9 protein-coding genes are annotated in these 12,812 nt (G+C 56.3%); 2 read left to right on the plus strand and 7 right to left on the minus strand.

All coding sequences use genetic code 11. The features are described from left to right. Positions 1-2: 2 nt before the first annotated feature. Positions 3-2,393: a maltodextrin phosphorylase gene (malP, locus tag BHE81_RS17305; RefSeq protein ID WP_004151407.1), complete on the minus strand. Its 2,391-nt coding sequence runs from the start codon at positions 2,391-2,393 to the stop codon at positions 3-5. Between the two features lie 624 nt (positions 2,394-3,017). Between malP and malT the strand changes: the two genes are divergently transcribed. Continuing rightward, positions 3,018-5,723, plus strand: a complete 2,706-nt coding sequence (gene malT / locus BHE81_RS17310) for an HTH-type transcriptional regulator MalT (RefSeq protein WP_149888815.1) — start codon at positions 3,018-3,020, stop codon at positions 5,721-5,723. Between the two features lie 15 nt (positions 5,724-5,738). On the opposite strand, the gene BHE81_RS17315 is transcribed toward malT, so the two are convergent. From BHE81_RS17315 to glpE, 3 genes are read right to left on the minus strand one after another with little or no spacing between them, the layout of a single operon-like run. Further along, positions 5,739-6,497: a DeoR/GlpR family transcriptional regulator gene (locus BHE81_RS17315; protein WP_002920548.1), complete on the minus strand. Its 759-nt coding sequence runs from the start codon at positions 6,495-6,497 to the stop codon at positions 5,739-5,741. A gap of 49 nt (positions 6,498-6,546) precedes the next feature. Then, positions 6,547-7,377: a rhomboid family intramembrane serine protease GlpG gene (glpG, locus tag BHE81_RS17320; protein WP_024622927.1), complete on the minus strand. Its 831-nt coding sequence runs from the start codon at positions 7,375-7,377 to the stop codon at positions 6,547-6,549. A gap of 50 nt (positions 7,378-7,427) precedes the next feature. Then, the gene (glpE, locus tag BHE81_RS17325) at positions 7,428-7,757 is read right to left on the minus strand and encodes a thiosulfate sulfurtransferase GlpE (RefSeq protein WP_002920552.1); all 330 of its coding nucleotides are present in this window, start codon (positions 7,755-7,757) and stop codon (positions 7,428-7,430) included. A gap of 204 nt (positions 7,758-7,961) precedes the next feature. On the opposite strand from glpE, the gene glpD reads away from it, so the two are divergent. Next, positions 7,962-9,470 (plus strand): glycerol-3-phosphate dehydrogenase, encoded by a 1,509-nt coding sequence (gene glpD, locus BHE81_RS17330; protein WP_023301456.1) that lies wholly within the window; start codon positions 7,962-7,964, stop codon positions 9,468-9,470. 62 nt (positions 9,471-9,532) lie between these two features. Here the strand turns inward: glpD and BHE81_RS17335 are convergent, their stop codons facing one another. From BHE81_RS17335 to glgP, 3 genes are all read right to left on the minus strand, one after another. Further along, complete coding sequence (locus BHE81_RS17335) at positions 9,533-9,832, minus strand: helix-turn-helix domain-containing protein (protein WP_002920557.1); 300 nt, start codon at positions 9,830-9,832, stop codon at positions 9,533-9,535. Continuing rightward, positions 9,832-10,179 carry a type II toxin-antitoxin system RelE/ParE family toxin gene (locus tag BHE81_RS17340; RefSeq protein WP_016529833.1) on the minus strand — a complete coding sequence of 116 codons (348 nt, stop codon included), beginning with the start codon at positions 10,177-10,179 and terminating at the stop codon, positions 9,832-9,834. Before BHE81_RS17340 ends, BHE81_RS17335 begins: the two co-directional genes overlap by 1 nt. Positions 10,180-10,354: 175 nt before the next feature. Next, positions 10,355-12,802 (minus strand): glycogen phosphorylase, encoded by a 2,448-nt coding sequence (glgP, locus tag BHE81_RS17345; protein ID WP_002920561.1) that lies wholly within the window; start codon positions 12,800-12,802, stop codon positions 10,355-10,357. Positions 12,803-12,812 lie beyond the last annotated feature (10 nt).

Below are 12,812 nucleotides of genomic sequence, written 5' to 3' on the forward strand. Positions count from 1 at the left end.
CTTTAGCGTTTCGCCTGCCAGATACGTTGCTGATAATCGCGGATCGAGCGGTCGGAGCTGAACATGCCGCAGCGCGCGGTGTTGAGGATAGCCGCGCGGGTCCAGGCCTCCTCGTCGCGATACAGCTCATCTACCCGTTTTTGCGCCGCTACGTAGGCTTCGAAATCGGCCAGCACCAGGTACGGATCGCCGCCCTGCAGCAGGCTGTGCAGCATCTGATCGAAGGCATGCTTGTCGCCGTTGCTGTAGGTGCCGTTCTCCAGCTCCTTAAGCACCGCATCGAGCAGCTTGTCTTTTTTACGCCATTTCAGCGGATCGTAGCCTTTCGCTTTCAGGGCTTTCACCTCTTCAACCGTGTGGCCGAAGATAAAGATGTTCTCCTCGCCCACCTGCTCAGCGATTTCCACGTTAGCGCCATCCAGCGTCCCGACGGTCAGCGCGCCGTTCAGCGCCAGCTTCATGTTGCCGGTGCCAGAGGCTTCTTTACCCGCGGTGGAGATCTGCTCGGAGATATCCGCCGCCGGGATCAGTTTTTCTGCTGCCGATACACAATAGTCCGGCAGGAAGACCACCTTCAGCTTATCGCCGACTTTCGGGTCGTTGTTGATCGCTTCCGCTACCTTATTGATGGCAAAAATAATGTTTTTCGCCAGATAGTAGCCCGGCGCCGCTTTCGCGCCGAACAGGAAGACGCGCGGTACGCGGTCGGACTGCGGGTTTTCGCGGATCTCTTTGTACAGCGCAAGGATATGCAGCAGGTTAAGGTGCTGACGCTTATACTCGTGCAGACGTTTGATCTGGATATCGAAGATCGCCTGCGGGTTGATCTCAATCCCGGTACGCTGCTTCACAAACTCAGCCAGATGAACTTTGTTGGCCTGCTTGATATCGCGATAAGTCTGACGGAACGCCGCATCGTCAGCATATTTTTCCAGGTTGATCAGCTGGTCGAGGTCATTGGCCCACTCTTTTTTCAGCGTCTCATCCAGCAGCGAGGCCAGCGCCGGGTTGCACTGCTTGATCCAGCGGCGCGGCGTGATGCCGTTGGTCACGTTATGGAATTTGTTCGGCCACAGCTGGTTATATTCCGGGAACAGATCTTTTACCACCAGATCCGAGTGCAGCGCCGCCACGCCGTTGACAGCAAAGCCGCCCACCACGCACATGTTGGCCATCCGAACCTGTTTGTCATGCACCACCGCCAGCTTCGCCCAGACCTGCTTATCGCCCGGCCAGGTTTTGTCCACCAGCTGTTTAAAGCGGTCGTTGATCTCTTTAATGATCTGCATATGGCGCGGCAGCAGCGCTTTTACCAGCTTCTCATCCCAGCATTCCAACGCTTCCGGCATCAGGGTGTGGTTGGTGTAAGCAAAGGTTTTGCTGGTGATCGCCCAGGCGTCGTCCCAGCTCAGCTGGTGCTCGTCGATCAGCACGCGCAGCAGCTCCGGGATGGCGATGGTCGGGTGCGTATCGTTCAGCTGGATCACTTCGTAATCCGCCAGTTCGGCCAGCTTGCGGCCTGCCAGATGATGACGGCGCAGGATATCGGCCACTGAGCAGGCGCACTGGAAGTACTGCTGCATCAGGCGCAGTTTTTTACCGGCCTGATGGTTGTCGTTCGGGTACAGCACCTTGGTCAGTTTTTCCGCGTCGATGCCCTGCTGCTCGGCGCGCAGGAAATCGCCATCGTTGAATTTGGTCAGGTTGAACGGATGAGCGTGTTTGGCCTGCCACAGACGCAGCGGCTGGGCGACGTTGTTGCGATAGCCAAGCACCGGCAGGTCCCAGGCTTCGCCGGTAATGACGAACGCCGGCTGCCATTCGCCGTTTTTGCTGACTTTCCCGCCGATACCTACCTGGACATCCAGCGCTTCGTTATGACGGAACCACGGGTAGCTGCTGCGCCCCCAGTCGTCAGGGGCTTCCATCTGCTGGCCATCGTCAAATGACTGGCGGAACAGGCCATACTGGTAGTTGAGACCGTAACCGGTCGCCGACTGCCCCACCGTCGCCATGGAGTCGAGGAAGCAGGCTGCCAGACGTCCCAGGCCACCGTTACCCAGCGCCGGGTCAGTCTCTTCTTCCAGCAGATCGGTGAGGTTGACATCGTAGCCTTTCAGCGCGTCGCTGACGCCCTCGTACCAGCCCAGGTTGAGCAGGTTGTTGCCGGTCAGACGACCAATCAGAAACTCCATTGAGATGTAGTTAACGTGACGCTGTCCTTGCGCCGGTTTCGCTACCGGCTGCGCCGCCAGGAGTTCCGCCAACGCTCCGCTGACTGCGCGCCACCATTGACGCTGTGTCATCTCGGAAGCGGACTGTAAACCAAAATGCTGCCACTGACGCGTCAGTGCAGCCTGAAACTGAGCTTTGTTAAATGTAGTCTGTGACATAATGAGATCCGGGTCCTTTACTAAAACGATGGCGCTAGTGTGCCGACCTCCCGATTCATCGTCCTCATCCTGACGGGGATTAGACAGGGAGGAGTGGCGGGGATGAGCGAAAAGTGTGATCCTGAACACTATAGTGTGGGCGAGAAGGCAAAAATATGCTGTAAAAATCACCGCGATATGACAATTGAGAGGTTACCTCCGGTAGCTAAAAATTTGTTACAGGCCAATACGCGTAAAAAATCTTCCAGTTCCTCGCCACGTTATTAACAAAATAAATAGAGGCCCCTGAAGAAATAAGCACCTTTCATCGCATTGACCCGCAAAAAAGATTACTTCTAAGAAATCGCTGACAATAATTTAATAAAAACAAACAACTACTCTTAGCGTAAAATAAATCCACCCACACTCCGCCAGCTACCGCCTGAAAACCGCGGCCGACCAGTCCTGCCTGCGATTTTTTCCCATTCTCAGCCAATGTCAAAATTTGTGACATAGAGCAAATTCAAGAGCATAAACTTCGGACATAACTTGCAATAAATTTCATAATCACCGACCTTATTAGATATTAATTACGAAGCGCAAAAAAAATCGCAACCTCTCTCTTGCACAGCGAAATGTAGAACTATGTTGATTCCGTCCAAATTAAGTCGTCCGGTCCGCCTTGAACACACTGTGGTTCGTGAGCGCTTACTGGCGAAACTTTCCGGCGCGAACAATTATCGTCTCGTGCTGATCACCAGTCCTGCCGGGTACGGTAAGACAACGCTCATTTCTCAGTGGGCCCCGGGTAAAAACGATCTTGGGTGGTTTTCGCTGGACGAAGGCGACAACCAGCAGGAGCGTTTTGCCAGCTATCTGATCGCGGCGATTCAGCAGGCTACCGGCAACCACTGCGCGGCCAGTGAAGCGATGGTGCAAAAACGCCAGTACGCCAGTCTCTCCTCTCTTTTTGCGCAGCTGTTTATTGAACTTGCCGACTGGCAGCGCCCGCTGTATCTCGTCATTGATGATTACCATCTGATCAATAATCCGGTGATCCATGACGCGATGCGCTTTTTCCTGCGCCATCAGCCGGAGAATATGACCCTGGTGGTCCTGTCGCGTAACCTGCCGCAGCTGGGCATTGCCAATCTGCGCGTCCGCGATCAGCTTCTGGAGATTGGCAGTCAGCAGCTGGCCTTTACCCACCAGGAGGCGAAACAATTTTTCGACTGTCGTCTGACATCGCCTATCGAAGCCGACGACAGTAGCCGGCTGTGCGACGATGTCGCCGGGTGGGCCACCGCGCTACAACTCATCGCCCTCTCCGCCCGCCAGAATAACTCCTCCGCCCAACACTCCGCCCGCCGCCTCGCCGGGATTAACGCCAGCCATCTGTCGGATTATCTGGTGGATGAAGTGCTGGATAACGTTGACGCCCGCACGCGCAACTTTTTGCTGAAGAGTTCTCTGCTGCGCTCAATGAACGACGCGTTAATCGTGCGCGTCACCGGCGAAGAGAATGGCCAGATGCAGCTGGAGGAGATCGAACGCCAGGGGCTGTTCCTGCAGCGGATGGATGATTCCGGCGAATGGTTCCGCTATCACCCGCTGTTTGGCAGCTTCCTGCGCCAGCGCTGTCAGTGGGAGCTGGCGGTTGAACTACCGGAGATCCACCGCGCCGCCGCGGAAAGCTGGATGGCGCAAGGTTTCCCCAGCGAGGCCATCCACCATGCGCTGGCGGCCGGCGATGCCAAAATGCTGCGCGATATCTTGCTCAATCATGCCTGGGGCATGTTTAACCATAGCGAGCTGGGGCTACTGGAGCAGTCGCTGGCGGCGCTGCCATGGTCCAATCTGCTGGAAAATCCGCGCCTGATCCTGCTCCAGGCCTGGCTGATGCAGAGCCAGCATCGCTACAGCGAAGTCAATACTCTGCTGGCGCGCGCCGAGCAGGAGATGAGTGTGGAAATGGACACCGCGATGCATGGCGACTTCAACGCGCTGCGCGCGCAGGTGGCGATTAACGATGGCGACCAGGACGAGGCGGAACGTCTGTCAATGGTGGCCCTGGAAGAGCTGCCGCTGGCCAACTATTACAGCCGCATCGTCGCCACATCGGTGCATGGCGAAGTTCTCCATTGTAAGGGAAAGCTGACCAAATCCCTCGCCGTGATGCAGCAGACCGAACAGATGGCCCGCCGTCATGACGTATGGCATTACGCCCTGTGGAGCATCATTCAGCAAAGCGAAATCCTCTTCGCCCAGGGCTTCCTGCAGGCCGCCTGGGAGAGCCAGGAGAAAGCCTTCCAGCTGGTACGCGAACAGCATCTTGAGCAGTTGCCGATGCATGAGTTCCTGCTGCGCATCCGTTCTCAGCTGCTGTGGGCATGGGCGCGCCTCGACGAGGCTGAAGCTTGCGCCCGCCAGGGGATGGACGTGCTATCCACCTATCAGCCGCAGCAGCAGCTGCAGTGCCTGGCGCTGATGGTCCAGTGCTCACTGGCGCGCGGCGATCTGGATAATGCCCGCAGCCACCTGAACCGGCTGGAAAACCTGCTCGGTAATGGTCACTATCACAGCGACTGGGTCTCCAACGCCGATAAGGTGCGAGTGATCTACTGGCAGATGACCGGTGATAAAACCGCGGCGGCCAACTGGCTGCGCCAGACGCCAAAGCCGGAGTTCGCCAACAACCACTTCCTGCAGAGCCAGTGGCGCAACATTGCCCGGGCGCAGATCCTGCTGGGCGACTTCGAACCGGCGGAAATGGTGCTGGAAGAGCTGAACGAAAATGCGCGTTCGCTGCGTTTGATGAGCGATCTCAACCGCAACCTGCTGCTGCTCAACCAGCTGTACTGGCAGTCAGGACGCAAGAGCGAAGCGCAGAAAGCCCTGCTGGAAGCCCTGACGCTCGCCAACCGCACCGGTTTTATCAACCACTTTGTGATTGAAGGCGAGGCGATGGCCCAGCAGCTGCGCCAGCTGATCCAGTTGAACACGTTGCCGGAGCTGGAGCAGCATCGCGCCCAGCGTATTCTGCGCGACATCAACCAGCATCATCGCCACAAATTCGCCCACTTTGACGAAGGGTTCGTCGAGCGACTGCTGAATCATCCGGAGGTGCCGGAGCTTATCCGCACCAGCCCGCTGACCCAGCGCGAGTGGCAGGTGCTTGGCTTAATCTATTCCGGTTACAGCAACGAGCAGATTGCCGGCGAGCTTGACGTGGCGGCCACCACCATCAAGACCCACATTCGCAACCTGTATCAGAAACTGGGCGTCGCCCACCGGCAGGACGCGGTACAGCATGCCCAGCAGTTACTTAAGATGATGGGATACGGCGTCTGACGACGCCGTTGCCGTTTAGCACAGCTCCAGCTGAAGGTTGTTATCAGTGATCACCTTCAGCACGCCGGCCGGCGGCAGCACGTCGGTATAGACCGCATCGACCATACTTATGCTGCCCATGTTGACCATCGCGTTACGGCCAAACTTGGTATGGTCCACCACCAGCATCACGTGGCGTGAATTCTCAATGATCGCCCGCTTGGTGCGCACTTCATGATAATCAAACTCCAGCAGCGAGCCATCGCTGTCTACGCCGCTGATGCCGAGAATGCCGAAGTCGAGGCGGAACTGCGAGATAAAGTCGAGGGTGGCTTCCCCGATGATCCCGCCGTCCCGGCTACGCAGTTCGCCGCCGGCGAGAATAATGCGGAAGTCCTCTTTCACCATCAGCGTGTTGGCGACGTTAAGGTTATTGGTCACAATCCGCAGATCGTTGTGATCGAGCAGGGCGTGCGCCACCGCTTCCGGCGTGGTGCCGATATCAATAAACAGCGTCGCCCCGTCCGGGATCTCGCTGGCCACCCGCCGGGCGATACGCTCTTTCTCCGCAGTCTGGGTCGCTTTGCGATCGTGCCAGGAGGTGTTGACCGAGCTGGAGGGCAGCGCCGCGCCGCCGTGATGGCGGAGGATCATTTTCTGTTCGGCTAAATCGTTCAGGTCGCGGCGGATGGTCTGCGGGCTTACCGCGAACTGCTCAACCAGCTCTTCCGTGCTGACGTAACCCTGTTTTTTTACCAGCTCGATAATGGCGTCATGACGTTGTGTTTGTTTCATGAAATATCCCTGGAAAAATGTCGCCTACCCGACCCCTGTCGGTAAGTCTTTATGCGCGTTTTCGCCCATGTAAGGTATCAACAAACGCCATCGTCAGGCCGGTCGCCAGACCAGCCACGTGCGCGCCGTTGGCGATCGCCATGCCGAAAACATCAAACCAGCCAGCAATTAACCATACTAAAGAGAAGAGTATCAACCCGCGCTGCAGATAAATACCGCTCTGCGGATCGCGCTCGCCCCGCAGCCAGACGTAGCCCATCAGCGCGTAGACCACGCCCGACAAGCCACCAAACCACGGGCCGCTAAACTGGTGCTGCACGAAGCCGCTCAGCAGAGCGCTGATGACGGTGATCACCACCAGCTTGCCGCTGCCGATGCGCTTTTCCACCGCGCCGCCAAGATACCACCACCATAGCAGGTTGAAGAGAATATGCATCAGCGAGAAATGCATGAAAGCATGGCTGAAATAGCGCCAGGCTTCGAACTGCAGCGAAGGATCGTAGGGCCAGGCCAGACAAATCATCACCGGCTGATCGCCCAGCAGATTTTGCAGGATGAACACCGCGATGCAGATCAGCAGAATCGCCCAGGTGAACGGACCGGCGTTATGCCGCAGCGTGGCAAAGAAAGGAAAGCGCTGATAGCGCAACCCGCTATTGGTCTGTCCGGACTGCCAGCTCGCCGCCAGATAGCGCGGGTCCGCCGGGTTTTCGAGAAAACGCGCCAGCTCAGCCCTGACGCGCCCGGCCTGACTCTCATCAGCCAGCCAGACGTCGCTCTGGGTATGCTGCTGGATGGTCAGGATAATCCCCTGCGTCGCCATATAATCGACAAACGCCTGGGCCACCCGCGGGTTGGCAAAAGAGGTAATCATTAACATGCAGCGAATCGCTTATTCCACACAAAGGGGGATAGTATACCTGCCAGTCGTTAAAACGTCCCGCGCGCCACTTCCGCCGGGAAATGGCGATGCCAGGCGTCGAACCCGCCGTCAACGCTATAGACCTTATCAAACCCCTGCTGCAGCAGATATTGCGCGGCGCCCTTGCTGCTGTTGCCGTGATAGCACATCACCATCACCGCCGTGTCAAAGTCGTTGTCACGCATAAACGCGCCCAGCGTATCGTTGGTCAGATGAAACGCGCCCGGCGTATGACCCATCGCATAGCTTTGCGGATCGCGGATATCGACCAGTACCGCCGTCTGCTGATGCAGTTTCTGGTGCGCTTCTTCAACATTGATGCATTCAAACTGTTCCATGATTCTCTTCTCTTTCTCGTCATGACGGGCGATGGCCGACCCAATTTTACCCTGTAGTGTACCGTCAGGCGGTAAAGAAACGCCAATATGTTACACCCATCACTTCAAAATGTTTTTTTGATGTTACCAAAAGCGCGTTTGTTTGCTATAGTGAGCGATATCGAGCATTTATGAGCTTAAACGAAAGTGTGAGAGGGTAAGAACGTGGAAACCAAAGATCTGATTGTGATAGGCGGAGGCATCAACGGTGCCGGTATCGCGGCAGATGCCGCCGGGCGTGGTTTATCCGTACTGATGCTGGAAGCGCGCGATCTCGCCTGCGCCACCTCCAGCGCCAGTTCCAAACTGATCCACGGCGGGCTACGCTACCTCGAACACTATGAGTTCCGTCTGGTCAGCGAAGCGCTGGCCGAGCGTGAAGTGCTGTTAAAAATGGCCCCGCATATCGCCTTCCCGATGCGCTTTCGCCTACCGCATCGCCCGCATCTGCGCCCGGCATGGATGATCCGTATCGGCTTGTTTATGTACGATCATCTGGGCAAACGCACCAGCCTCCCGGGATCCACCGGGTTGCGTTTTGGCGCAGAATCGGTACTTAAACCGGAAATTGTGCGCGGTTTCGAATATTCCGACTGCTGGGTCGACGATGCCCGCCTGGTGCTGGCCAACGCGCAGATGGTCGTCCGCAAAGGCGGCGAAGTGCGTACCCGCACCCGCGCTATCTCGGCGAAACGTGAGAATGGCCTGTGGGTGGTGGAAGCGGAAGATATTGATAGCGGTGAGAAGTTTACCTGGAAGGCGCGCGGCCTGGTCAATGCCACCGGCCCATGGGTCAAACAGTTCTTCGACGAAGGGATGCATCTGCGCTCGCCTTACGGCATCCGTCTGATCAAGGGCAGCCACATCGTGGTGCCGCGGGTGCATACCCGGAAACAGGCTTATATTCTGCAGAACGAAGATAAACGCATAGTGTTTGTTATTCCGTGGATGGATGAGTTCTCTATCATCGGCACGACGGACGTCGAGTATAAGGGCGATCCGAAAGCGGTGGCCATTGATGATAAAGAGATCAACTATCTGCTGAACGTCTATAACGCGCACTTTAAAAAGACCCTCAGCCGGGACGATATCGTCTGGACCTACTCCGGCGTCCGTCCGCTGTGCGACGACGAGTCGGATTCGCCGCAGGCCATTACCCGCGACTATACCCTGGATATTCACGATGAGAACGGTCAGGCGCCGCTGCTGTCCGTCTTCGGCGGCAAGCTGACCACCTATCGCAAACTGGCCGAGCATGCACTGGAAAAACTGACCCCCTATTACAAAGGGATCGGCCCGGCATGGACCAAAACCGCGGTGCTCCCCGGCGGCGATATCGGCGGCGACCGCGACGACTACGCGGCAAAACTGCGCCGTCGCTTCCCGTTCATCAGTGAATCACTGGCCCGCCATTATGCCCGCACCTACGGGAGCAACAGCGAGTGGATCCTGAAGGAAGCCAGCGCCCTGAGCGATCTCGGGGAAGATTTCGGCCACGAGTTTTATGAAGCCGAGCTGAAATATCTGGTTGAGCACGAGTGGGTGCGCAGCCTGGATGACGCCATCTGGCGTCGAACCAAACAGGGTATGTGGCTGACTGCCGAGCAGCAGGCGCGCATCAGCGAATGGCTGGCGCAGCATGCGGGAAAGTCTGAACTGTCGTTAGCGTCCTGACATCGCGTGGCGCCAGGAGAGAAATACCCGGGCTATGGCTTGCGCTTGGCCCGGATACCTGTTCACAAATTAAACGAGACTTTTTTTCCAGTCGGCAATGTGACATTTATACTGAGTTCTCCCCCCAATGCCGCAATGTAGCGTTTTAGGGTCGAAAGCCGAGGGTCGTTATCTGCCTGTTCCATTTTAGCGATCGTTGGCTGCTTTACCCCCATAGCCGCAGCCATCTCTGTTTGCGACATTTGCAACTCTTCTCGAAGCAAGTTTAAAGCGACAGACTGGCGTATCTCTGCCGCTTTCGCTGCAATACGCTGCTGGCTATCAGGACTCTGTTTCGCCATGAGTTCTTTTAGCGTGGCCATTATCGCTCCTTAGTCAGGTGTTGGCTGAATTCTCTGTCAGCCAGAGTAATCATCTCTTTGTAAAAACGTTTCTCATTCATGCCATCCTTATCGCCCGCACATAAAACGATAGCTTTCCGCAGAGGATCAAAAGCAAAAAAGGCGCGGATGGGGAGCCCATGATGCTGAACCCGCAGTTCTTTCATATTCTGAAACGTTGAATCTTTCACCGTATCAACATACGGGCGCCCAAGCTGCGGAGCAAACTCAGACAGGATGAGCATCGTGGCCAACATATCCTCTTTTAAAGCTCTACTTTGTAATTCGAACCAGGTATCAAACGTATCCGTCGTTTCTACATCCCACATAGGCTATGAACGTAAACTTATTGAGCATTTATCGTACTGCTGGCGAATTCACGTCAATAGTATATTCCCGCAATAGCCTGAATCCTCCCCGGCACTTTTCCGAATAAAACGTTCGCCACACAACACAACGGGGCCAAATGGCCCCGTTGTGTTGTGTGGTGTTGCATTGACTGGCTTACAGCCTTACCGGGTCGATATGCCAGATATATTTCGCGTACTCCTGGATCGTCCGGTCAGAAGAGAAGTAGCCCATGTTGGCAATATTCAACATCGCCTTATAGGCCCACTCTTCCGGGTTTTGATACAGCTCGTCGACGCGATCCTGGCAGTCCACATAGCTACGATAGTCCGCCAGAACCTGGTAGTGGTCGCCAAAGTTAATCAGCGAATCCAGCAGGTCGCGGTAGCGCCCCGGTTCTGCCGGGCTGAAGACGCCGGTACCGATCTGCGTCAGCGCCTGGTGGAGCTCTTCATCCTGCTCGTAATATTCGCGTGGTTTATAGCCGCTGCGACGTAGCTCCTCCACCTCTTCCGCGGTGTTGCCGAAGATAAAGATATTCTCTTCGCCCACGTGCTCCTGCATCTCCACGTTTGCCCCATCAAGGGTGCCGATAGTCAGCGCGCCGTTAAGGGCAAACTTCATATTACTGGTGCCGGAAGCTTCAGTGCCTGCGAGGGAGATCTGTTCCGACAGGTCTGCCGCCGGAATGATCAGCTGCGCCAGACTAACGCTGTAGTTGGGGATAAAGACGACCTTCAGCTTGTCGCCAATCTGCGGATCGTTATTAATCACCGCCGCCACATCGTTGATCAGGTGAATAATGTGCTTGGCCATGTAGTAGGCCGAGGCCGCCTTACCGGCGAAAATATTCACCCGCGGTACCCACTCGGCCTGCGGATCGGCCTTGATCCGGTTATAGCGGGTGATGACGTGCAGCACATTCATTAGCTGGCGTTTGTATTCATGGATACGTTTGATCTGCACATCAAACAGCGCCTTCGGATTGACCACCACATTGAGCTGTTGAGCAATATAGCTGGCCAGCCGCTGTTTGTTCTCAAACTTGGCCTGACGCACCGCCTGATTGACCATCGGGTAGTCGATATGCTGTTTCAGCTCATCAAGCTGACTCAGATCGGTCCGCCAGGTGCGGCCGATATGCTCATCCAGCACTTTCGACAGCGGCGGGTTGGCCAGCGCCAGCCAGCGGCGCGGCGTCACACCGTTGGTCACGTTGATAAAGCGCATTGGGAAGATTTTGGCGAATTCGGCAAACAGTGACTCCACCATCAGTCGGGAATGCAGCTCGGACACCCCGTTGACCTTGTGGCTGACCACTACCGCCAGCCAGGCCATCCGCACACGGCGGCCGTTAGACTCGTCGATAATCGAGGTGCGGCTGAGGAGGTCGGTATCGTTCGGATACTGCTCCTGCAAGGTCTTGAGGAAATAGTCGTTAATCTCGAAGATAATCTGCAGATGGCGCGGCAGAATTTTACCCAGCATATCCACCGGCCAGGTCTCGAGCGCTTCGCTCATCAGGGTGTGGTTGGTATAGGAGAAGACCTGGCAGGTCACCTCGAACGCCTCGTCCCAGCTGAACTTATGTTCGTCAATAAGCAGACGCATCAGCTCCGGTATCGACAGCACCGGGTGGGTGTCATTCAGGTGAATGGCAATCTTGTCCGCCAGGTTGTCATAGGTTTTATGCAACATGTAATGGCGACTCAGGATATCCTGCACCGTGGCCGACACGAGGAAATACTCCTGGCGCAGGCGCAGCTCGCGGCCGGAGTAGGTCGAGTCGTCCGGATAGAGCACGCGGGAGACGTTTTCGGAGTGGTTTTTATCCTCTACCGCGGCGAAGTAGTCGCCCTGGTTGAATTTACCGAGGTTAATTTCGCTACTGGCCTGCGCGCTCCACAGACGCAGCGTGTTGGTGGCGTCGGTGTCAAAGCCGGGGATGATCTGGTCGTAGGCTTCCGCAATGATCTCCTCCGTCTCAATCCAGCGGGTTTTCTTTCCTTCCTGCTGAATGCGGCCGCCGAAGCGCACTTTATAGCGGGTGTTGTGGCGCTCAAACTCCCACGGGTTACCGTACTCCAGCCAGTAGTCAGGAGACTCTTTTTGCCGGCCATCGACAATATTCTGTTTAAACATCCCGTAGTCGTAGCGGATGCCGTAACCGCGTCCCGGCAGACCCAGCGCCGCCAGGGAGTCAAGGAAGCAAGCCGCCAGGCGGCCCAGACCGCCGTTGCCAAGCCCGGGGTCATTCTCTTCATCGATCAGCTCTTCGAGATCGAGCCCCATCTCCGCCAGCGCGCTGCTCACATCGTCATAAATGCCCAGCGACAGCAGCGCATTCGAGAGGGTGCGGCCGATCAGAAACTCCATCGACAGATAGTACACCTGGCGCACTTCCTGGGAGAGCTGCGCGCGGTTGGAGCGCAGCCAGCGCTCCACCATGCGATCGCGAACGGCAAACAGCGTGGCGTTAAGCCATTCATGCTTGTTGGCGATGGCCGGATCTTTACCGATGATAAACATCAGTTTATAGGCAATAGAATGCTTTAACGCCTCAACGCTCAGCGTCGGTGATGCATAGCTAAAGGGTACATTCATAACAATGACT

This window comes from Klebsiella sp. AqSCr, assembly GCF_008452795.1.
In the GTDB taxonomy this organism is placed as follows: Bacteria; Pseudomonadota; Gammaproteobacteria; order Enterobacterales; family Enterobacteriaceae; genus Klebsiella; species Klebsiella pneumoniae.